The sequence below is a fragment of the Vibrio sp. bablab_jr001 genome, assembly GCF_016464285.1.
Lineage (GTDB): Bacteria > Pseudomonadota > Gammaproteobacteria > Enterobacterales > Vibrionaceae > Vibrio > Vibrio fluvialis.
Map to the genome: position 1 here is coordinate 745,610 of NZ_JACDWZ010000092.1, position 22,089 is coordinate 767,698.

At 50.7% G+C, this 22,089-nt stretch carries 16 protein-coding genes and 1 other annotated feature; of the genes, 6 read left to right on the forward strand and 10 right to left on the reverse strand.

Annotation, left to right across the window (positions count from 1 at the left end):
* Positions 1–6 precede the first annotated feature (6 nt).
* Positions 7–195 (forward strand): hypothetical protein, encoded by a 189-nt coding sequence (locus tag JIG40_RS17075; protein WP_020330527.1) that lies wholly within the window; start codon positions 7–9, stop codon positions 193–195.
* Between the two features lie 103 nt (positions 196–298).
* Here the strand turns inward: JIG40_RS17075 and nfo are convergent, their stop codons facing one another.
* Positions 299–1,177 carry a deoxyribonuclease IV gene (nfo, locus tag JIG40_RS17080; protein WP_199465707.1) on the reverse strand — a complete coding sequence of 293 codons (879 nt, stop codon included), beginning with the start codon at positions 1,175–1,177 and terminating at the stop codon, positions 299–301.
* Between the two features lie 324 nt (positions 1,178–1,501).
* On the opposite strand from nfo, the gene grcA reads away from it, so the two are divergent.
* Entirely contained in the window at positions 1,502–1,879 is a 378-nt protein-coding gene (gene grcA / locus JIG40_RS17085) for an autonomous glycyl radical cofactor GrcA (protein ID WP_024373292.1), read from the forward strand.
* A 113-nt stretch (positions 1,880–1,992) separates the two neighbouring features.
* Here grcA and thrC read toward each other — a convergent pair whose 3' ends face one another.
* The 3 genes from thrC to thrA are packed head-to-tail and all read right to left on the reverse strand — an operon-like array spanning position 1,993 to position 6,707.
* On the reverse strand, positions 1,993–3,276 hold the full coding sequence (gene thrC, locus JIG40_RS17090) for a threonine synthase (RefSeq protein WP_020330524.1): 1,284 nt from the start codon (positions 3,274–3,276) through the stop codon (positions 1,993–1,995).
* Positions 3,273–4,229: a homoserine kinase gene (gene thrB / locus JIG40_RS17095; protein WP_199465739.1), complete on the reverse strand. Its 957-nt coding sequence runs from the start codon at positions 4,227–4,229 to the stop codon at positions 3,273–3,275. Before thrB ends, thrC begins: the two co-directional genes overlap by 4 nt.
* A gap of 18 nt (positions 4,230–4,247) precedes the next feature.
* The gene (thrA, locus tag JIG40_RS17100) at positions 4,248–6,707 is read right to left on the reverse strand and encodes a bifunctional aspartate kinase/homoserine dehydrogenase I (RefSeq protein ID WP_199465708.1); all 2,460 of its coding nucleotides are present in this window, start codon (positions 6,705–6,707) and stop codon (positions 4,248–4,250) included.
* 30 nt (positions 6,708–6,737) lie between these two features.
* Positions 6,738–6,857: a sequence feature (Thr leader region), on the reverse strand.
* 299 nt (positions 6,858–7,156) lie between these two features.
* Here thrA and JIG40_RS17105 point away from each other — a divergent pair.
* Positions 7,157–7,618: a hypothetical protein gene (locus tag JIG40_RS17105; protein WP_199465709.1), complete on the forward strand. Its 462-nt coding sequence runs from the start codon at positions 7,157–7,159 to the stop codon at positions 7,616–7,618.
* Here the strand turns inward: JIG40_RS17105 and JIG40_RS17110 are convergent.
* Both JIG40_RS17110 and JIG40_RS17115 read right to left on the reverse strand, forming a co-directional pair.
* Positions 7,615–8,100, reverse strand: coding sequence for a putative 4-hydroxy-4-methyl-2-oxoglutarate aldolase (locus JIG40_RS17110; RefSeq protein ID WP_024373854.1), 486 nt, complete (start codon positions 8,098–8,100; stop codon positions 7,615–7,617). The two genes, JIG40_RS17105 and JIG40_RS17110, sit on opposite strands and share 4 nt — an antisense overlap.
* 28 nt (positions 8,101–8,128) lie before the next feature.
* The gene (locus tag JIG40_RS17115) at positions 8,129–8,518 is read right to left on the reverse strand and encodes a DUF3293 domain-containing protein (protein ID WP_024373855.1); all 390 of its coding nucleotides are present in this window, start codon (positions 8,516–8,518) and stop codon (positions 8,129–8,131) included.
* 319 nt (positions 8,519–8,837) lie between these two features.
* Here JIG40_RS17115 and arcA point away from each other — a divergent pair, with 319 nt between their 5' ends.
* Positions 8,838–9,554: a two-component system response regulator ArcA gene (gene arcA / locus JIG40_RS17120; RefSeq protein ID WP_004724146.1), complete on the forward strand. Its 717-nt coding sequence runs from the start codon at positions 8,838–8,840 to the stop codon at positions 9,552–9,554.
* A gap of 66 nt (positions 9,555–9,620) precedes the next feature.
* On the opposite strand, the gene JIG40_RS17125 is transcribed toward arcA, so the two are convergent.
* The 4 genes from JIG40_RS17125 to JIG40_RS17140 all read right to left on the reverse strand — a co-directional run bounded on the left by JIG40_RS17125 (position 9,621) and on the right by JIG40_RS17140 (position 15,276).
* A complete protein-coding gene (locus JIG40_RS17125) occupies positions 9,621–10,067 on the reverse strand; it encodes a hypothetical protein (RefSeq protein ID WP_024373856.1) in 447 nt (148 codons plus the stop codon).
* 1 nt (position 10,068) lies between these two features.
* Positions 10,069–12,414: an aerobic respiration two-component sensor histidine kinase ArcB gene (arcB, locus tag JIG40_RS17130; protein WP_199465710.1), complete on the reverse strand. Its 2,346-nt coding sequence runs from the start codon at positions 12,412–12,414 to the stop codon at positions 10,069–10,071.
* A 102-nt stretch (positions 12,415–12,516) separates the two neighbouring features.
* Positions 12,517–14,268, reverse strand: coding sequence for a GGDEF domain-containing protein (locus tag JIG40_RS17135; protein WP_199465711.1), 1,752 nt, complete (start codon positions 14,266–14,268; stop codon positions 12,517–12,519).
* Positions 14,269–14,343: 75 nt separating this feature from the next.
* On the reverse strand, positions 14,344–15,276 hold the full coding sequence (locus tag JIG40_RS17140) for a TIGR01212 family radical SAM protein (protein ID WP_199465712.1): 933 nt from the start codon (positions 15,274–15,276) through the stop codon (positions 14,344–14,346).
* 534 nt (positions 15,277–15,810) lie between these two features.
* On the opposite strand from JIG40_RS17140, the gene gltB reads away from it, so the two are divergent.
* Complete coding sequence (gene gltB / locus JIG40_RS17145) at positions 15,811–20,346, forward strand: glutamate synthase large subunit (RefSeq protein WP_199465713.1); 4,536 nt, start codon at positions 15,811–15,813, stop codon at positions 20,344–20,346.
* On the forward strand, positions 20,346–21,815 hold the full coding sequence (locus JIG40_RS17150; protein ID WP_020330512.1) for a glutamate synthase subunit beta: 1,470 nt from the start codon (positions 20,346–20,348) through the stop codon (positions 21,813–21,815). The genes gltB and JIG40_RS17150 overlap by 1 nt, the downstream gene beginning before the upstream one ends.
* The last annotated feature ends 274 nt before the right edge of the window (positions 21,816–22,089 follow it).

A 22,089-nucleotide genomic window follows, 5' to 3' on the forward strand; every position in this document is an offset into this window, starting at 1 on the left:
TATTACTTGAAGAATAAGGGCGATTGTACCCTGATTTCTTCTCAGACGTCAGGCATCAGTGATGACTCAGTGCGCATTCCGGCCATGCTCATCAATGATGAGGACGACTACGTTGTGGAGAACGATGATGTCCCTGCCCATTCACATGACGATTGGGGACCGGCATGCGTGGCACAGAACGAGCGACTGAGTTAACGGCGAGCGATTTAGGTGCGTTCATATTGACATCCTTACTGACATGACACTTACATGAAAATGTAATGAAAGAAAGATGCCAATATTGTGAATTAAGTCGGAATTATAAATTCTGCAAATGAATTTCTCGCAACGCATTGATCTCATCGGCCCAAATATCAGGATCGATTGTCTCCAAAATCAATGGGATACCATTGAAACGGGGATCTTTTGCGATGTATTCAAAGCAGCTCCAGCCGATCTCCCCTTTACCCAATGAATGGTGGCGGTCAACGCGGCTGCCATGAACAGACTTTGAGTCATTGATATGCATTGCCCTTAAATAGTGCATGCCCACAATACGCTCGAACTCGGCAAACGTGGCTTCACATGCTTCAGGGGCGCGTAGATCGTAACCCGCAGCAAACGTGTGGCAGGTATCGAGACACACGCCGACACGCGCCTTATCTTCAACCTGATCAATAATTTCGGCCAGATGCTCAAAACGCCACCCGAGGTTGGTCCCCTGCCCGGCGGTGTTTTCAATCACCGCAATCACCTCAGGAACTGCCTGATGTGCGATATTGATCGATTCCGCAATCGTACGCAGACACTCCGCTTCACTCACCTGCTTTAGGTGGCTACCCGGATGGAAGTTGAGTAACGTTAGCCCCAATTGCTGACAGCGCTGCATTTCATCGATAAATGCTTCGCGTGACTTCTCCAGCTTGTCAGCTTCCGGAGCTCCAAGGTTAATCAGGTACGAGTCGTGCGGCAGAATGTGTTCTGCGGCAAATCCCAAACGCTGACAATTCGCTTTAAAGGCACGAATCGTGGCCGCTTCGAGCGGCTTCGCCACCCACTGGCGTTGATTCTTAGTAAACAGTGCAAACGCATTAGCACCAATCTCTTTGGCGCGCACTGGTGCCTGATCAACACCACCTGAGGCCGACACATGTGCGCCGATGAACTTCTTCCCAAAATCGATTTTACTGTTTGTCATTTAATCACTTTACACTTTCAGTTCTACCGCCTAACTGCCTGATCTTGCGTTATCCAAGTCAAGTTGACGATTATTTTTGTAGTAAAATTACAACAAAATACAGTTAAAATTTGTTTTAACATTTAAAATAAATTGTAATTAGTTTGTTTTTAAACAACTTATTGACCAAAATCAAATTATTCACCTTGATAAAAATAAGGTTTATTGTTGTTTTTTGACTTAAATCAATACTATCTTTAAGGATATTGGTTATATAATACGAAGCTCAACAAGATTTGAAAATTAACACCAATAATTGCCACGTTTGTGGACTAGGAGATAGTGATGATCCAAGGTATCCAAATTACTAAAGCCGCTAATGATGACCTACTTAACTCAATTTGGCTAATCGACAATGAAGCGAATGAAGCGCGTTGTGTTGCTGCAGTCGCTGGCTACGAAGCTGATCAGGTTGTCGCATTGAACGAACTGGGCGAATTCGAAAGCCGTGAAGTAGCGATTGAAACAGCGCCTCGTATCGAAGGTGGCCAACACCTGAACGTGAACGTACTAAAACGTGAAACTCTGGAAGATGCCGTAGCAAACCCAGAAAAATACCCACAGCTGACCATTCGCGTGTCAGGCTACGCGGTACGTTTCAACTCTCTGACTCCAGAACAGCAACGCGACGTTATCGCGCGTACTTTTACTGAGTCACTATAATCTCAGATGCATGAAAAAAGCGGTGCCTAAGGCGCCGCTTTTTTTATTCTCTCTGCTGGCAACGGTAACCAAAGCTCAAGTTAACCTTGGTTCCGCATGATTCATCAGGCCGATTAAGGCTGCACTTTTACCAACAAGGCTTTCAGAGCATCAAAGTCATTATCGAGATCGACTGACAACAGCTCCATCACCGCATGTTTGGCGAGCGGCGCGGGCAGTTCGATATCCGTACCTAAAATCTCATCGACGACTTCTTTGAATTTCGCGGGATGCGCTGTACACAAGAACAGACCGGTTTCGCCCGGTTGCAGTTGCTCGCTGAGTACCCGGTAAGCGATCGCGCCATGTGGTTCACACAAATAGCCCAGTTCATTGAGCTCTTGTACTGATTGCGCGCTCTCGTGATCAAGCACCGCACCTTTGCCCAATGTTTCCAGGCCCCAATCTTTCAGGCGGCACAGCTCTTCAATGCGTGGCCAGTTGTTTGGCTGGCTTACATCCATCGCATTCGATGTGGTTGCGACCGTCGGTTTTGGATCCCATTTACCAGTTTCCAGATAACGAGGCACAGTGTCGTTGGCGTTCGTTGCGGCAATGAAACGTTTGATCGGCAGACCCAGCGCTTTGGCCAGCAGGCCTGCAGTCAGATTACCAAAGTTACCACTCGGGACCGAAATCACCAGGTTCTCGCGCTCTGCCTTGCTCATCTGCGATGCCGCTTCAAAGTAGTAACAGATTTGCGCCATCAGGCGGCTGATGTTGATAGAGTTCGCGGAGTTGAGGCCGATCTGCTGACGCAGTTCAGCATCATCAAACGCTTTTTTCACTAACGCCTGACAAGCATCAAAGTCGCCATTGATGGCCACAGTATGAATGTTCTTACCCAGCGTACAGAACAGCTTCTCTTGCAATGGGCTGATCTTGCCTTTCGGATACAGAATCACCACGTTGATGTCTTCCATGCCGTAGAAGGCGTGGGCAACCGCCGCACCGGTATCACCCGATGTTGCGGTCAGAATGGTGATCTTACCGCCGTTAGAAACCGCTGCCAGAGATTGGGCCATAAAACGACCACCAAAATCTTTAAACGCCAGCGTTGGACCATGGAACAGCTCCAGCGCATAAACGCCGTCTTTAACTGACTTTATGGGCGCAGGGAATTGGAAGGCCGCATCCACCATCGCATTCACTTTTTCTTCCGGTAGCTCATCGCCAATCAGCGCAGACAGAATTTTGGTGCTGCGAGAGACGAAATCTTCCGCCAGCAGTGCATCAATGTCGTCAAACTTTGGCAATTCCGACGGGAAAAACAGGCCTTGGTTGCGGCCTAATCCTTGGCGCACGGCTTGGCCAAAGGAGACTTGTTCATCATTTTCTTTTATGTTGTAAAGCTTCATAGCTCACTTCCTGTAACTTTCGAACCGTTCTTGTCGAGGCGACAAATGTGTACGAATCCTTCTTCATTTTGGACGTAGTTTTGTTCAAGCCAACGAGCGACACGCTCTGCGACATCTTTATCTTTGCATACGCTAAACAGCGTTGGACCACTGCCTGATATCCCGGTCGCCAGTGCTCCTGCAGAGGCCGCGTATTTACGCGCATCGGCAAAGCCAGGCAGCAGTTTCTCACGATACGGCTCCGCGATCACGTCTTTGATCATCTTCGCCGCCAGCTCTGGCAGGTTGGTATGGCAAGCGTGAATAAAGCCCGCCAGATAGCGTCCGTGAGCGATGATATCCTGACGACGATATTGAGAAGGCAGAATCGCACGCGCTTCCGCGGTGGATACTTTGATCCCCGGATACGCCATCACCCAGTACCAGTCATCAAAACACGGCACTTCCTGACTGATGATGCCGAGTTCTTCCAGCATGAGTTGTACGCCGCCCAGATAGCAAGGTGCCACGTTGTCGTAATGCACACCACCGGAGATCTTGCCTTCCATTTCCCCCATCAGTGCCAGCAGCTCAGTTTCATTCAGTGGTTGGCCATGGAAGCGGTTAAGGGCATCGAGTGCCGCCACGATCGAACAGGCACTGGAACCCAGTCCCGAGCCGATCGGCATGTTTTTCTCCAACGTCATTTCCAGCGGTTTGAGCGCAATTTGCTTTTTATCCAGCTCGCGCGCAAACACGGTCCAACAATCGTACACGATGTTTTCTTTCGGATCCGTTGGCAGCTTAGAGACAAAACTGCCCGCGGTTTTCAGTGTGAATGGTTCGCTGCCTGCTTTGACCTGCACGCGGTCACCAAGCAGAGTGCCGTCGATCGGGGACACGGCGGCCCCCAGCACGTCGAACCCGACACTGACGTTACCGATCGATGCCGGTGCATAAACGACGACACTCATATCACTTGAACTCATTGATTAAACCCCTAATTTCCAGCCTAAAGTACGCATCACATCAGAGAATACGCCTGCGGCAGTCACTTCTGTCCCTGCGCCGTAACCGCGCAGAACAAGAGGAATTGGTTGGTAGTAGCGGCTGTAGAACGCCAACGCGTTCTCGCCATCTTTAATTTTGAACATTGGGTCATTTTCATCGACCATGGCAATGCGCACGCGGCACTGACCATCGGCAATCTCGCCCACATAACGTAACACTTTGCCTTCTTGTGCAGCTTTATCGCACAACGACTTAAAGTATTCATCCGCTTGCGGCAGACGCGCCATAAACTCGTCAACACTGCCCGAGGCATCAAAACCCGGTGGCAGAGCTTGCTCGACGATCACGTCATCCAGCTCTAACACCATGCCGGATTCACGCGCCAGGATCAGCAGTTTGCGCGCCACATCCATACCCGACAGATCGTCACGCGGATCCGGCTCAGTAAAGCCTTTGTCTTTCGCGACCGTGGTTGCCTGACTGAACGACAATCCTTCATCCAGTTTGCCGAAGATAAACGACAACGAGCCCGACAAAATGCCGTTGAATTTTTCCAGTTCATCACCTGCCGCAATCAGGTTTTGCAGGTTTTCGATCACCGGCAGGCCAGCACCAACGGTTGTTTCGTACATCAACTTACGACGCGAATGACGCGCAACTTCGCGTAGCTGGTAGTAGTAAGCCATGCTGGCGGTGTTGGCTTTTTTGTTTGGTGTCACGACGTGGAAACCCGCGGCCAGGAAATCTGCATACTGGCTGGCAATTTCATCGCTCGACGTACAGTCAACCAGCACCGGGTTAATGATGTGGTTACGTTGAACAAGGGCAATCAGACGCGCCAGTGAGAATTCTTCGGTCGCAGCGGTCATGCGATCGCGCCAGTGATCCAGCGGCAGACCTTCGCTATCAAGCAGCAACCCTTTACTGTTGGCGAGGCCACACACACGAATCACAATGCCTTTATCGGCCAGTTTGGCTTGCTGACGATGGATCTGATCCACCAACTCACCACCCACGCCACCGATGCCCACCACAAACACATCCAGGAAGTGTTTCGAGTTGAACAGGTTCTCGTGACACGCTTTGATCGCTGAAGACACTTTGTCTTCCGGGATCACTGCAGAGATCGCGCGCTCAGATGAGCCTTGCGCAATCGCGACAATATTAACGTGCGCTTCAGTCAGCGAGGCGAAGAACTGCGACGCGACACCGCGAGATGTGCGCATACCGTCACCCACCAGTGTGATGATCGACAGATCTTCCATAAATTCGACCGGTTCAAGCAGGCCATCTTTCAGCTCCAGCTCAAAGGTTTCCGCCAACGCTTGTTGTGCCAGTTGTTTGTGCTCCGCTTCAATACAGAAGCTGATGCTGTATTCAGAGGACGACTGCGTGATGAGCACAATCGATACGCCCGCGGCAGACATCGCACCAAATACTCGGCTCGCCATGCCAACCATGCCTTTCATGCCCGGGCCGGAAACGTTCACCATGGTCAGGTTATTCAGCGTGGTAATGCCTTTGATTGCCAGCTTATCTTCACCAGTATCCTGGCCGATCAGAGTGCCCGGACCTTGCGGGTTGAAGCTGTTTTTAATCAGGCAAGGAATGTGGAACTGAGCAATCGGTGCGATGGTTTTCGGATGCAAGACGGACGCTCCGAAATAAGAGAGCTCCATCGCTTCCTGATAACTCAGGGATTTCAGCAGACGAGCATCGTCAACCAAGCGCGGGTCACAGTTGTAAACCCCGTCAACGTCAGTCCAGATCTCGCAGCACTCGGCGCGCAGACACGCGGCCAGGACCGCCGCAGAATAGTCCGAACCATTGCGGCCAAGGCAAACCAGTTCACCTTTTTTGTTACTCGCAGTGAAACCCGGCATGATGTTGACATGATTGGCTGGCAGTGGGTTTTGCTTGAAGTGCTGAGTCGACGCTTCAACATCCACCATTGCTTCCAGATAATCACCTTTTGCCAGCAGGTATTTAACTGGATCAATAAGGTTTGCCGCCAGACCTTTGGCTTCCATGACGGCTTTCATCAGTTGGATGGAAACGCGCTCTCCTTTGCTGATAATGCGAGCATTGACATTATCCGGGCACATACCAAGCAGGTTAATGCCGTGGACAAACTGACGCAGCTGAGACATCGATGTGCGAACCTGGTTATCAAACGCGCTGCCATCGATAGCAGGCAGGACCGCTTTGATGTCCTCAAACAGCACTTGGAATGACGTTTCCAGCTCGGTAATTTGTAACTCGGCTTCGCCATTGCGTAGTGCGCTTTCAATCACCGCAACCAGTTTATTGGTTGTTTTTCCAGGAGCAGAAAGAACGACGGCCACTTCTTCCTGTTGTGCATTGTTGGCAATGATATCTGCCGCTCTTAAAAAACGGTCAGCATCTGCTAACGATGAACCTCCAAACTTTAATACTCGCATCCCTTCCTCCAAATTCTCTGAAAATTGGTATAAAAAAAGGCCTGTATCGGTTGGGATACAGGCCTTTTTTGTGAATTTTTTACGCTCAGCAGCCTGCCCCAACATGCGTAATGTCGGTAATAATAATGGTGGTGGTCATTACTACTAGGCTGTTATTAATCATAGAAATCTTGCGTAACTCGTGTGCTTGCGTGCCTCTACGTTTAACTCATTTCTGCGCAAATAGTCAACGAAAAAATTGTTTTTTTTCGCATCTCTTTCAAATCTTGCCGCTAAGTTGCTAAATCATCTGGATTCATATGATAGAGTGGCTATTAAATAATCAAATCATCCGTTAAACAAAACAACTCGTTGCTCAATTTTGCTCAGCAGGCGCGAAATTTTTGTGCTTAACTTAGGGGTACCGCAGTGGAAAGCGTACGCCCAATAATCAATACAAGGAGGGTATCATGAAGCAAATTCTTGGTATGTGTTGCCTGTGTATTGGTTTTGCCGCAAACGCCGTCGAACTTCCCGCGTTACCTTCCGCACAGAACCGTTCCTCTCACAGCGTATTCCTTTACAGTGAACCGGGCAGTCAGGGCTTTGACAGTTGGATTGTGGATGGCGGTTACATGTACAACGTGTTTCGTGATGTAGATTTGTACGTCGGTGCCCGGGTTAATTCATCGTTGAATGGCGGTGAAAATGGCTTTCTCAGTGGTGTCAGCTACAAGATAAGCGATCGTTTCTCGGTTAAAAGTACGCTCTATACTGCGAACAAAAACTTTGAAGATAGCAAGCGCAGCGAAGTGATGGCTGCAGAGCTTTCAAGCCGCTTACACCTGACCGAAAACCTCGACTTGCACGCCACTCTCGATTATCAGGAGTGGCAGCAAGGGATTGAATTGGGGTTAGGCTTCCGCTTTTAACTCAAGTCCAACTCGACCGGTGAAAGCAGCACGCCATTCCAGTCGGCATAGATATAATCGCCCGGTTGAATCATCTGGTTATGAATCGACAGTGTCACATTGACGTCACCCGCGCCGCGTTTCTCAGTTTTGAACGGGCAAGCGCCGAGTGCTTTGATACCCAAATCCATCTGTGACATGGCGACAACATCACGTACGGCGCCATTAATGATCACCCCTTCCCACTCATTTTCAATCGCAGAAATCGCAATCTGATCGCCCATCAGCGCTTTTTGGCAGGAACCATGTCCATCAACAACCAGAACTTTCCCTTTGCCATTCTGACTGAGGATTTCTTTAACCTTTGAGTTATCGTGGTAGCAGCGCACGGTCACAATTTGTCCCCAGAACGCACTGCGCATACCGAAATTTTGTAACGGCAGCTCCAACAAAGTCACTTGCGATTCATATTGATCACAAATATCCGGTGTTATATCTCTCATCATTCCTCCATGATTCTTGTTGTGCTTGTTATGTCAGTTTTTCTTGTAGCGAGCCCAGCGATGTCACCTCATCGTCGACACAAGAGTGCAACATCAGCTCATCATCAATAACGTAATAAATGGCATTCTGGCCAAAGTCTCTGGCCATTTGCAGCGCTGTGTCTAAAGGTATCGACACAGCAAAACTCTCTTCATACCAATCAAAATTGTAGTCACCGACCACCACTTTCGACCAATCATAGTTGATCAACGCTTGCTGTAAACGTTGATTATTTACGCAATTCTCATTATTCGACAACCGTTGGCTTTTCGGGTTCCATGCGGTAATGATCGCGAAAGAACGCTTACGTAGCGGGGATTCAAAGGCAAAACGCACGTTTGCATAGGCTTGCCAGAGTTTTGCATCGATCGTCATCATTCTCGTATTTTTACAACTCGTTATTACTATTCATATCTGTTACATTTCAACTCTTGATGTAAATCAACAAAGTTGTTGGAATTAACAACAGGCCGTTGTTAGCATGCTGTTAACATTATAGAATTCGCTGCAAAGACTAGTAGAACCAATGAGGTGTTGGATCTCAATCGCTAGTGTTATCCATGGATGGCGGGCAACCAAAGACGAGACTTTCTCGAAAAACTTTGGTTTATTATCAACATAAAATTACTTGTATGTTATGTTTTTGCCTAGAATGAGTTCTATTAGCACATTTTTTTCACAAGTTTAGGTACCGCCAATGCAAACCCCGCAGATTCTTATCGTTGAAGACGAGCAGGTTACTCGTAACACTCTAAAGAGTATTTTTGAAGCAGAGGGATACGCTGTTTTTGAGGCCAGTAACGGTGAAGAGATGCACCATGTGCTGTCCGACAACCCAATTAATTTGGTGATCATGGATATCAACCTGCCAGGTAAAAATGGCTTGCTGCTGGCTCGCGAACTTCGCGAACAAGCAGATGTAGCTCTGATGTTCCTGACTGGCCGCGACAATGAAGTCGACAAGATTCTGGGTCTGGAAATCGGTGCAGATGATTACATCACTAAGCCATTTAACCCACGTGAACTGACCATTCGTGCGCGTAACCTGCTAAGTCGTTCAATGAACGCCAGCACCACGCATGAAGAAAAACGTTCGGTTGAGAAATACGAATTCAACGGTTGGGTACTGGATATCAACAGTCGTTCACTGGTCAGCCCTGACGGTGACAGCTACAAGCTGCCGCGTTCAGAGTTTCGTGCCCTGCTGCACTTCTGTGAAAACCCAGGCAAGATCCAGACTCGTGCGGATCTACTGAAGAAAATGACTGGCCGTGAGCTGAAACCTCATGACCGTACTGTTGACGTAACCATTCGTCGCATTCGTAAGCACTTCGAATCAGTGTCTGGTACACCGGAAATCATCGCGACCATTCACGGCGAAGGTTACCGTTTCTGTGGTGATCTGGAAGAGTAATCTTTCATGGTAACGAATACAAAAAAGCCTCTGCATACAGAGGCTTTTTTATTATGCAGCAAACACTCAGTAGACTTTGTCGATCGTGACTTTGTGTTCCACCAGCCAGGTTTCCCCCTGACTATCACTTAAGCCCAGCGCCACACTCACCGGCTTATTCAGATCCACTTCGATGTCGCTTTGAAACACCACTTCCCACATGTTTTCACTCTGGGTACGCAGCTCGACTTCATCACCATCGATGGACCAAACTTTTTCACCTTGTTTGATGACCACGGAACTGACGGTTAAATCGGCGGGTAGCTGCCCGGATGTCTCCAGCGTCAGCGTACCATTAAGGTTCTGGCTATCGACATCCTCGCCCACCTTCGGCATTTGATCGGTCCAGAGGTTACTTTTGAGCTGAATCGCCGTTTCCGAGAACATCGCCAGATTACTGTGCTGCCAGTTGACGGCGTGAGTTGAACAAGCGGTCAATACCGCACTCACCAAGACCAAAAGCCACTTTTTCATGTTATTTCCTCTGAGCTAACCACTGTTTCAACACCAGAATATCATTCTGGTATTCATTTTTAATTTCATCGACCCAGTCGCCGATATTTTCCCACCAAGCCGGTGCATCTGGCGTTTGCGCTTTTTGCGCCACACTTTGAATGTGTTTCAGACCAATAGACCCCGCCGCCCCTTTGATTTTGTGCGCTTCAGAAACGATACCGTCTTGATCTTTCGCAACCATATTGGAATCCAGCACTTCAATATAGCTTGGCATCATATCCGCAAACATGTCTATGCTGTCCAGCACGGGTTTGGGGCCAACGATGTCGATATAGGACTCAAGCATCGGCAGATCGAGCAAGCGCTGATACAACTCATCATTGCTGTCAGACTGTTCAGGCTGCGCCGAGACAACCGACACATTCGGTTTATCGATCTTATGGACCGCTTTGTTGATCACGTCCTGCACCGCCTGTACTGACAACGGTTTGCTGATCACATCGTCCATACCTTGGCGCTGATATTCCCCTTTGTCTTTCAGGACATTGGCTGTCAGCGCGACCAAAGGCGGCAGATGATCGTAGTTTTCTCGGTAGTACTGAGCAATATCAAAACCAGTCATGTCCGGCAGCTGAATATCGAGGAACACCAGATCGTAAAGGTCTGGTGCAAATTTCGCTTTCGCCTCTTCACCCGTCATCGCCACCGATACGCTATGGCCTAAACTCTCCAGCAGCGAACGGGCAACGGTAATATTGAGTTCAATATCTTCCACCATGAAGATGTTGAGACTCTTCTGTTCGACCGGGCTTGGCAGCGTCTGGCTCACTTCGGCCAACGGCACGCAAATGGTTACAGTAAAGGTACTCCCAAAGCCTTCCTCACTGCTGACGCTGATATCGCCGCCCATCAGATTGATCAACTGGCGAGATACCGCGAGACCAATACCGGTACCTACCGCGTGTAAGTTATCTTTGCCCGATTTAACCTGATAATACATGGCGAAGATCTTATCGAGTTCCGATTCTGGAATACCGATCCCGGTATCCTCAATGTCCATCACGATATTGGCAAAGCCATCTTCAATATCCGCACTTACGGTCATGACCACGCCACCTTCTTTGGTGAACTTCATGGCATTACTAATTAGGTTCCACAACACCTGACGCAAGCGGGTGGCATCCACTTCCACCAGCGTAGGTAAATCGGTCAGACGTTCGAGATCAAAACGCAGGCCTTTTTGCTCAGCCATCAACGCCGACAAACTTTCCAGTTCAGCGACAAATTCTTCGAAATTGAGCGGTGCCGGGAAAAGTTCCAGTTTGCGGCGGTCAAACTTATCCATGTCGATAATATCGTTGAAGATGTTACCAAGCGTGACCGCGCTGACGTTGATCGTCTGCATGTGTTTGCGCTGCTCAGGATCGAGTTGCGTGTCGAGCAACATACGGCTCAGACCCACAATGCCGTTGAGCGGCGTACGCAGCTCGTGACTGATGGTCGAAATAAAGGTGGTTTTATCGCGGCTGGCTTTTTCCAGCGACTCTTCATGACGCTTGCGCTCTGTAATATCACGTCCAAAGCCGACCAGTCCGAGATGGCGGCCTTCTTTGCTGTAAAACGGCACTTTGCGCAGTTCGAAGTAGTTTTTACGCCCATCCGGATATTCCAGCCACTGCTCATAGGTGAGAGAACGGTTGTTGTTGAACACCTGCTGGTCTGTTTCCACAATCGACTGCGCAATCTCTTTACGATACACATCCCATGGCGTCAGACCGACCAGCTCACTTTCTCGCTTGCCTGTCAGCTCTTCCATCGCGCGGTTACAGCCGGAGAACTCACCTTTCGCGTTACGGTAATAAATCAAATCCGGCGAGGCATCGATGAAAGAACGCAATAAGGCGGTGCGCTCAGCCAACTCAACCTGGGTTTTTTCACGCTGGTAGACTTCGTTTTCGAGATCCACCATCGCTTCTTCCCGCGCTTCCTCGGCTTTGATCCGCTCTTCAATTTCCTGATTCAGCTTGACGATGTTCTGTTGCAGTTTCTGATTCAGCTCCTGATCGCGCGAGCGCATGTCTTTGAGCTTGGAGACTAGTTTCGACAGACGTTGACGCGATTCTTCCAACTGATCGACGACCACCGACAGGAAATAGACCGCCCACGGGGTGATCAGCAGACCAAAGAAAACGGAGCGAACAATATCGATATCGTCGACAAAGCCCTTCAGTGCCAGCGTAATACCGACCTGAACCACAACGGCCAATGCCACCAGCGCCAGCGCCAGTAAAATGGAAAAACGGAGGATGCCCAGCTTAACCAACAGATCAACATAATACTGGGCGAGATTTTTCATGGGTTTCATTCAAAGCTCCACGGGAAAGCGTTGGCGTTAGTCTAGCGTGTTTGTGGCGTGAACGTCAGCCATTCCAGTCACAAGCCATTGAGAAATCACTAAAGAGTATGCTCACAGCGAGACCGGATGCACACAAGTCTGATTGCGGCCGTTGGCTTTTGCCTGATACAGCGCACTGTCAGCCCACGCCAGCATGATCTCCGGCGAATCGTCGGCCTGAGGCGTACAGGTCACCACCCCAATACTCACCGTAACATAAGGCGATACAGCAGAGCTCTGATGCGGCAGCGCAAGCTCAGCAATCCGGCCATGAATACGTTGCGCCACCAACTGAGCCCCCGCCAGTGCAGTATTGGGCAGGATAATCGCAAACTCTTCTCCCCCATAACGAGCGACACAATCGGACGAGCGATTAATCACGTCATTAAATGCCTGCGCAACCATACGAAGAATATCGTCCCCCTGCAGGTGACCATAGCTGTCGTTGTAGCCTTTAAAATAGTCGACATCGCACAACATCACGCTGAGCGGGCGCTTTTCGCGAGCATGCAGGTGCCACAACGTCTGCAACTGCGCATCAAACCGGCGGCGGTTGGCAACCTGCGTGAGGCTGTCGAGATAGCTGAGGCGCTCCAGCTCTTGGTTGGCCGCTTCCAGCTTCTGTTCACTCAGATAACGTTCGGAGACATCACGTGCCATGATCAGCACACCACGCGTTCCGGATATCGGGTCGCGAAATGGTGATTTGACCACGTCATACCACACCTGACGGCCATTGGAATAGTCCACTTTATCCAGATATCGCAGCGATTGGCCACTTTTCAACACCTGACTGTCACTCTCAGACAGACGGGCGTAAACACTTTCCGGCACCACATCCTGCAGGCGTTTGCCGATCAGTTCACTGACATCGCTCAGCCCCAGCGCGTCAATAAATGGCCGGTTACACGCCTGATAAACCATATTTTCGTTGAAGATCCCAATTGAATCCGGGCTGGCATCAAGAATACTTTGCAGAATCGTATCTCGCTGCGCGAGTGCCACTTCGGTGTCTTTGCGCTTTTCCATCTCATCGCGCAGGTTGCGCTGAATGTTGTGCCAGTCGGTTACATCATGACTGATGCCCAACACGCCCAGATGATCGCCGCGCGGCGACATCAGCACAGACTGATACGTTTCCAGCAGGCAACTGCGGCCATCCGGCGTGGTGGTCCAGCGCTGTTGACTGGCGCGTCCTTTCATGATGCCGGAAAAGACTTCGCTGCCTTCCTCTTCTCTGCCCAGCCAAAACTGGTCGAACGCACGGTTGGTCGCGATGCGTTGACCACTTAAGTCTTTGACGTAAATAAGTTCCGACAGTGAATCGAGGGCGGTCTTGGCAATAGAGAGAGAGTTGAGTTCGTGTTGCTGTTCGAACGCAGAGTGATGATAAACCACCGCGTTCACCAGCCAGACTTTGCGCCCCCGGTAATGGGTCGCGCGTGCGGAAAGTTCGATATGGTGCGAAGCGCTGCCGGGCATCGGCCACTCAATCACAGCGGCAATCCGCTTTTCCGCGCAATTGGCAATCGTGTTGAGCAGTAGCTGCAACTGTTCAGAAGAAAGATGAGGAGGGAAAAAGAAATTTTTCCCAACCCGGCGAATGCCGAACAATGAATACGCTGCCAGGTTGGCGAACATCAGTTCGCCTTTCTGCGCCTGAAACAACAACAGGGCAGCGGGCGAACTTGCCATCAGCAACACCAGATGCCGCTGCTGACGGCGGTACAGATAAAAGAAACCTGCGCTCATCGTCGCAAACAACGCGACAAACCAGCCCCAGTGTTCCATAAATCCAGTCGCAGCCCACTGCAGTTGATCCATGCTGATGAAAACCTTCAATCATTACCGATTATTGAGTGGGCAAAAGATAACAGTTTCTCGGTTTATGGTCTGCAACTATTCGAGCGAGTGATATTGAAACGGCCGTCCGATTAAGGATCCTTGAGCGCCGTCACGATCCAGTCGGCGTCCAATATCGGTCATCGCCAGCCAGCGGTTCTCGCACCATAGCGGCGACAGCAACGTTGGCCGCCTCGCAGCAGATGTCACGCGATGAAAGACCACTTCTGGCGGTGTACGTTGAATCATTTCACTGGCAATCGCGACATAATCTTCTAATGTCGGCGCTTCCAGTTTTCCGGCTCGCCACGCTTTGGCCATGGTACTGCCTTCGACGATATGCAGGCCGTGTAATTTGATCCCGTCGGTACCAATCGTCAGCACCTGTTCCAGCGTGGCGATATTGTCATCCCTGCCCTCTTTCGGTAACCCGACAATCAGATGAGTACAGACTTTGATTCCCAGCGCGCGGGCACGTCGGGTGATGTCGGCGTAACAGGCAAAATCGTGGCCGCGGTTGATGCGTTTAAGCGTACGATCATTTGCGGTCTGCAAACCGAGTTCAAGCCAGATTTCAAACCCTTGTTGCACGTATTCCGCGAGTAATTCCAGCACTGCATCCGGGACGCAGTCCGGGCGCGTCCCGACACACAAGCCGACAATATCGGCGGCTTTGAGTGCTTGTTCATACATGTTTTTCAGCACCTGAACTTCGGCATAGGTACTGGTATAAGCCTGAAAATAGGCCAGATACTTCTTCGCCCGCTGCACTTCACCCGCACGATCTTTCAGTTGGTCTTCAATACTTTTGGCTTGGCTCTGTTCATCGGCAAACGACGCCACATTGCAGAAGGTACAGCCCCCACGGCCGATGGTGCCATCGCGATTAGGGCAACTGAATCCGCCATGTAAGGTCAACTTATGTACACGCTCTCCGTAGCGTCGCTGGAGATCTTGTCCAATCGTATTCACTAGCTCATGTAACTGCATGGCGACATCCCAAATAAATACAAATACTTCTCAATTACAAAATGTAATTAAATTACACAATTACAAAATTTAGTCACAAATTTTAGGTGTATGAAACGCAGACATCTCTAATCAAAATCAATAAACATTCATAAAAACAGCATTTAACCCTTAATGTTTTACAAATGTTAAACAGGTTATGCATTTGCAAACAAAAAAAGCCCATAAAAAACCCAGACTTTTCGTTGCATTTTCGTGCAACAAAATTGTAGGATACTTACAGTTTTACACTGATTTTTGATTGATTTATTACAAAAAACTCTGCGAAACGTCGGTGATATTCCGCTCCTACCTATATAAACCACTAGAAAAGTGGCCTGACAAAAGGGATATCACTAAGGATTGTTTTTCTCACAAAATTTTTCCTGTGAGAGACGGAAAGGAAGCGAACCCGCCACCATTGGCAGGTTTAGATTCATAACAATAAAGGACGGGATACAGAGCTGGGGCTTGCCTTGGCTTAATTGTGTCCGCTTGAACTGGAAGGATGTATCTATGGTAGATAGAGAGCAAAGTTCGCGAGGTCTTTACACTCCGGAACTCGAGCATGATGCTTGTGGTATCGGTTTTGTTGCTCACCTTAAGAACCGCAAATCTCACCAAGTCGTGACTCAGGCACTGGACATGCTGGCACGTATGGAACACCGCGGCGGTCAGGGCTGTGACCCTTGCAGTGGTGACGGTGCGGGTATTCTGCTGCAAAAGCCACACGAATTTCTGTTGGAAGAAGCCGTTAAGCTGGGCATCAAATTGCCAGCGTTCGATAAATACGGCGTCGGCGTAGTGCTGTTTCCTAAAGATGAGCACAAACGCGCGCAATGTCGCGATATTTTGGAACGTAATGCCAAGCGTCTTGATCTGGACGTGATTGGCTACCGCGTATTGCCAACCGACAACAGTATGCTGGGTGCGGATCCGTTAAGCACTGAGCCTCAATTTGAACACGTATTTATTTCCGGCGGTCCGGGCATGAGTGCCGACGAGCTGGAACGTAAACTGTACGTCTTGCGTAATTACACCGTCCGCGTTTGTCTCGAAAGCGTGTCGAACATCGGTGATGACTTCTACATCAACTCGCTGTCGTACAAAACGCTGGTCTATAAAGGCCAGTTGACGACCGAGCAAGTACCGCAATATTTCCTGGATCTGCAGAATCCGACCATGGTGACGGCGCTGGCACTGGTACACTCGCGTTTCTCCACCAACACATTCCCGAAATGGCGTCTTGCCCAGCCTTTCCGTTACATTGCACACAACGGTGAAATCAACACGGTACGCGGCAACCTGAACTGGATGAAGGCGCGCGAGGCGATCCTGCAATCGAATTTATTTACTCAAGCCGAAATCGATATGTTGCTGCCGGTGTGCCAGGAAGGCGCGTCCGACTCCGCCAACTTCGACATGGTGCTTGAGCTTTTGGTGCTCTCTGGCCGCAGCCTGCCACATGCCCTGATGATGATGATTCCGGAAGCGTGGCAAGAAAACAAAGCCATGGATCCGAAACGCCGTGCGTTCTACCAATACCACGCCAGCGTGATGGAACCGTGGGATGGCCCTGCGTCTGTCTGCTTTACCGATGGCGTGCAAGTGGGCGCAACGCTTGACCGCAACGGTCTGCGCCCGTCTCGCTATACGGTGACGAAAGACGATTTCCTCATCATGGCGTCCGAGTCGGGCGTGGTGGAAATTGCTCCGGAAAACGTTGAATACCGTGGCCGTTTGCAACCGGGTCGTATCTTTGTGGCGGATTTGGAACAAGGCCGCATCATTTCTGATGAAGAAGTGAAAGATGGCATTGCCAACGCCCAGCCATATGAAAAATGGGTGGAAGATAACCTGCTGAGCCTGAAGAAACTGCCTGACGCCGATAACGTGCACAGCCAGCCTTCGCCAGAACGCCTGCTGCATCGTCAGCAAGCCTTTGGGGTCAGCAGTGAAGAAGTGAACGACATCATTCTGACACTGGCGCAAACCGGTTATGAACCGCTCGGTTCCATGGGCGCAGACTGGCCTGTGGCCGTGCTGTCGCACCAGTCTCAGCATCTGTCGAATTACTTCAAGCAGCTGTTTGCTCAGGTGACTAACCCACCGATCGACCCGATTCGCGAACGCATGGTGATGTCACTCAACACCTACATCGGCCGCGATCAAAACCTGCTCGCTGAAACGCCTGCGCACTGCCGTAAAGTGGAACTCGAATCGCCCGTGATTTCCAACGCTGAGCTGGAAAAACTGCGTGCGATCGATAACGAACACCTACAAGCCAAAACGCTGGATATCGTATTCCAGGCCAGCGGCGAACCGGGCAAACTCGAACGCGCTCTGAAACGCATCTGCCAATACGCGGAAGATGCGGTCATCGACGGTTACTCGATCATTCTGCTGACCGACCGCGCGGTGAACTCCAACCACGCGGCGATTCCTGCCATGCTGGCTGTAGGCGCGGTACACCATCACCTGATCCGCAAAGGTCTGCGCTCGAAGTGTGGCATTGTGGTTGAGACCGGGGATGCGCGTGAAACGCACCACTTTGCGACACTGGTCGGTTACGGGGCCAACGCGGTCAACCCGTATCTGGTCACGGAAACCATTTTCGATCTGAAACGCCGCAACAAACTGGATGCCGAGATTCCGATCGACAAATACTTCGAAAACTACCGCAAAGGCATCAATGCCGGCCTGCTGAAAATCTTCTCAAAAATGGGGATTTCAACTCTGCAGTCCTACCATGGCGCGCAAATCTTTGAAGCGCTGGGGATCAGCAAAGCGGTGGTCGATAAATACTTTACCGGCACCATCACCCGCATTCAGGGCATGACGCTGGATGACATCGCCAAAGAAGTTGGCGTGCGTCACCGCATCGGTTACCCAACACGTGAAATTCCGCTACAAGTGCTGGATGTCGGCGGTGTGTATCAGTGGAAACAGCGTGGTGAAAAACACCTGTTCAACCCAGAAACCATTCACCTGCTGCAACACTCGACGCGCAACAAGGACTTCCAGGAGTTCAAGAAATACGCCGCCGCGGTGGACAGCCAAGGCGACAAAGCCGTCACTCTGCGCAGTCAGCTCGACTTTGTGAAAAATCCGGCCGGCTCGATTCCAATTGAAGAAGTGGAGTCAATTGACAGCATCGTTAAACGCTTTGCCACAGGCGCAATGTCGTTTGGTTCGATTTCTTACGAAGCGCACTCCACATTGGCGGTCGCAATGAACCGTCTGGGCGCGAAGTCAAACTCGGGCGAAGGCGGCGAAGATCCAATGCGCTTCCTGCCAAAAGAGAATGGTGACTGGGAACGTTCTGCGATCAAACAGGTGGCTTCCGGCCGCTTTGGTGTGACGTCTTACTACCTCACTAACTCGGAAGAGATTCAGATCAAGATGGCTCAGGGCGCGAAGCCGGGCGAAGGGGGTCAGTTGCCGGGCGACAAAGTCGATGACTGGATCGGCGCAACGCGTCACTCCACGCCGGGGGTCGGCCTGATTTCGCCACCACCGCACCACGACATCTACTCCATTGAAGATTTGGCGCAGCTGATCTTTGACCTGAAAAACGCCAACCGCAAAGGCCGCGTGAACGTCAAACTGGTCTCGGAAGCGGGGGTCGGCACCATCGCATCCGGCGTCGCCAAAGCGAAAGCGGATGTGGTACTGATCGCCGGGCACGATGGCGGCACGGGGGCCTCACCAATTTCGTCGATTCGTCACACGGGTCTGCCGTGGGAACTGGGTCTGGCAGAAACGCATCAGACACTGCTGAAAAACGGCCTGCGTAACCGTATCGTCGTGCAAGCGGATGGTCAGATGAAAACCCCACGCGACATCGCGATTGCGACGCTGCTGGGCGCTGAAGAATGGGGCGTGGCTACCGCTGCCCTGGTAGTTGAAGGTTGTATCATGATGCGTAAGTGTCATAAGAACACCTGCCCGGTCGGCATCGCAACACAAAACAAAACGCTACGTGAACGCTTTGACGGCCGCGTGGATGACGTGGTGACCTTCTTCCAGTACATGGCGCAAGGTCTGCGTGAAATTATGGCGGAACTGGGTTTCCGTACCATCAATGAGATGGTTGGTCAGGCGCACAAACTGAAACTGCGCGACGATGTCGGTCATTGGAAATACAAGAATCTGGATCTGTCTCCGGTACTGTTCCTTGAGCCTCCTCGTGAAGCCGATGGTATCTACTGTCAGACACAGCAGAACCATAATCTGGAAAGCGTGCTGGATCGCCAATTGATCGAAGTCGCCAAACCAGCGCTGGAGAAAGGCGAAGCAGTGAATGCACAATTCCCGATCATCAACACCGACCGCAGTACCGGCACTATGCTGTCGAACGAGATCTCCAAAGTCTACCAAGACCAAGGTCTGCCGCAGCCAATGCAGGTCAAGTTCAACGGCAGCGCCGGACAATCGTTTGGGGCGTTCCTGGCAAAAGGCGTGAAGTTTGAAGTCGAAGGCGATGCGAACGACTACTGGGGTAAAGGGTTGTCCGGCGGTACGCTGGTACTCTACCCGAACCGCAATTCCAGCCTGATTGCCGAAGACAACATCGTCGTCGGCAACGTCTGTTTCTACGGTGCAACGTCTGGTGAGTCTTACATTCGTGGTCTGGCGGGCGAGCGTTTCTGTGTACGTAACTCCGGTGCCAAAGTCGTGGTAGAAGGCGTGGGCGACCACGGCTGTGAATACATGACGGGCGGCGTTGCCGTGATCCTTGGCGCAACCGGTCGCAACTTTGCGGCGGGCATGAGCGGCGGTACAGCCTACGTCTGGAACAAGTCGGGTGACTTCGAATCGAAACTCAACCCTGAACTGGTGGATCTCGATCCAATTGAAGCAGAGGACAAAACTCTGCTCAAAGAGATGCTCACCAAACACGTTCAGTTCACAGGAAGTGAAGTGGCACAGTCTTTCCTCGACAACTTTGAAGCCAGCCTTGCCGATATGGTGAAGGTGATGCCGCGTGATTACAAAGCGGTACTTCAGAAGCGTCAGGAAGCAGCAGCGGCAGAAGCGGAGGCAGTGTAATGGGTAAGCCTACTGGATTTTTAGAATTTGGTCGTGAACTACCGAAGAAGATCGACCCGAAAGAGCGCATCAAGAACAACAAAGAGTTTGTTCTCAACGCCGAGTTTGGTAACAAAATCAACCAACAAGCGTCGCGTTGCATGGATTGTGGCGTACCGTTTTGTCATAACGGCTGCCCGATTGGCAACATCATTCCAGAGTTCAACGATGCGGTGTATCGTGAGAGCTGGGAAGAAGCGTGGCACATCCTGAGTTCGACCAACAACTTCCCGGAGTTTACCGGTCGTGTTTGTCCGGCGCCGTGTGAAAGCGCGTGTGTGCTGGGTATCAATCAGGATCCGATCACCATTTGTAATATCGAAAAAACCATCGTTGAGCGCGCGTACCAAGACGGCTACGCCAAGCCGAAAACGCCGCGCACTCGCACCGGTAAATCGATCGCCATCATCGGCTCTGGCCCGGCAGGGTTAGCTGCCGCGGAACAGCTCAACAGCGCGGGTCACACTGTGACCGTGTTTGAGCGCGATGAGAAAGTCGGCGGCCTGCTGCGTTTTGGTATTCCGGATTTCAAACTGAGCATGGATGTGATTGATCGCAAGATCAACCTGATGGCCGAAGCGGGCGTGAAATTTGAAGTCAATGCGCATGTCGGCGTCGACATCAACGCCCAGCAACTGCGTCAGGAGTTCGATGCCGTGCTGCTGACCGGTGGATCCACCGTACCACGCAACCTGCCGATTCCGGGCCGCGAGCTAAGTGGTGTGTATTTTGCGATGCAGTTCCTGGCGCAAAACAACCGCCGTGCCAACAACATGGATCTCAAAACCGACGAGATCCATGCCAAAGGCAAACACGTGGTGGTGATTGGCGGTGGCGACACCGGGTCTGACTGTGTCGGCACCTCAAACCGCCACGGCGCGGCGAGCATCACTCAGGTGGAAATCATGCCCATGCCGGCGGACAAACGCCCGGCGAACATGCCTTGGCCGCAATACCCCATGATTCTGCGCACGTCGACCTCCCACGAAGAAGGCTGCGAGCGTCACTGGAACATTCTGACCAAAGAGTTTATTGGCAACGACAAAGGTGAGGTCACCGGTCTGCGCATTGCCGATATCGTCTGGAAAGAAGCAGCGGCGGGTGAACGTCCGAGTTTCGAGGAAGTGGCGGGCAGCGAGCGAGTCATTCCGTGTGACATGGCATTTCTGGCGATGGGCTTCCTGCATCCTGAACCACATGGTGTCTTGGCTCAGCTCGACATCAAACTGGATGAGCGCGGTAATGTGGCCACACAAAACTTTGCGACCAACCAAAAAGGGGTGTTTGCCGCAGGTGATATGCGCACAGGTCAATCACTGGTGGTACGCTGCATCAACGAAGGCCGCGAGTCCGCGCGAGCCGTGGATGAATACCTGATGGGCAATACCCATCTCGAAGCAAAAGCCGACTCTTTAATGCTTTCAGCATAAAGGTCTATACAACAAGGTTCCTAGAGAGCATATCCCTAGGAACTTTGGTGTAGACACAACAAATTCCTTCCAAACTGTTCCTATTTGGCTAGCGCTCCCGCTAGCCTTTTTTCTCTGTTTCTCATCTGACGAGAGTTAAATGTTAAAAAGCTGTAACATTTAAAAACGTATCATATTGAATTTATTGATATTATTCAGAGTAATGCTTGGTAAATCGCTGACACACATGATTAATCACCAAAAACTTGACCTTTTTCACAATAAGCTATAGGTT

Excerpts from the sequence above, each read along its gene's own strand:
- nfo (WP_199465707.1), bottom strand. The coding sequence starts at position 1,177 with ATGACAAACAGTAAAATCGATTTTGGGAAGAAGTTCATCGGCGCACAT.
- grcA (WP_024373292.1), top strand. The coding sequence starts at position 1,502 with ATGATCCAAGGTATCCAAATTACTAAAGCCGCTAATGATGACCTACTT.
- thrC (WP_020330524.1), bottom strand. The coding sequence starts at position 3,276 with ATGAAGCTTTACAACATAAAAGAAAATGATGAACAAGTCTCCTTTGGC.
- thrB (WP_199465739.1), bottom strand. The coding sequence starts at position 4,229 with ATGAGTGTCGTCGTTTATGCACCGGCATCGATCGGTAACGTCAGTGTC.
- thrA (WP_199465708.1), bottom strand. The coding sequence starts at position 6,707 with ATGCGAGTATTAAAGTTTGGAGGTTCATCGTTAGCAGATGCTGACCGT.
- JIG40_RS17105 (WP_199465709.1), top strand. The coding sequence starts at position 7,157 with ATGAAGCAAATTCTTGGTATGTGTTGCCTGTGTATTGGTTTTGCCGCA.
- JIG40_RS17110 (WP_024373854.1), bottom strand. The coding sequence starts at position 8,100 with ATGAGAGATATAACACCGGATATTTGTGATCAATATGAATCGCAAGTG.
- JIG40_RS17115 (WP_024373855.1), bottom strand. The coding sequence starts at position 8,518 with ATGATGACGATCGATGCAAAACTCTGGCAAGCCTATGCAAACGTGCGT.
- arcA (WP_004724146.1), top strand. The coding sequence starts at position 8,838 with ATGCAAACCCCGCAGATTCTTATCGTTGAAGACGAGCAGGTTACTCGT.
- JIG40_RS17125 (WP_024373856.1), bottom strand. The coding sequence starts at position 10,067 with ATGAAAAAGTGGCTTTTGGTCTTGGTGAGTGCGGTATTGACCGCTTGT.
- arcB (WP_199465710.1), bottom strand. The coding sequence starts at position 12,414 with ATGAAACCCATGAAAAATCTCGCCCAGTATTATGTTGATCTGTTGGTT.
- JIG40_RS17135 (WP_199465711.1), bottom strand. The coding sequence starts at position 14,268 with ATGGATCAACTGCAGTGGGCTGCGACTGGATTTATGGAACACTGGGGC.
- JIG40_RS17140 (WP_199465712.1), bottom strand. The coding sequence starts at position 15,276 with ATGCAGTTACATGAGCTAGTGAATACGATTGGACAAGATCTCCAGCGA.
- gltB (WP_199465713.1), top strand. The coding sequence starts at position 15,811 with ATGGTAGATAGAGAGCAAAGTTCGCGAGGTCTTTACACTCCGGAACTC.
- JIG40_RS17150 (WP_020330512.1), top strand. The coding sequence starts at position 20,346 with ATGGGTAAGCCTACTGGATTTTTAGAATTTGGTCGTGAACTACCGAAG.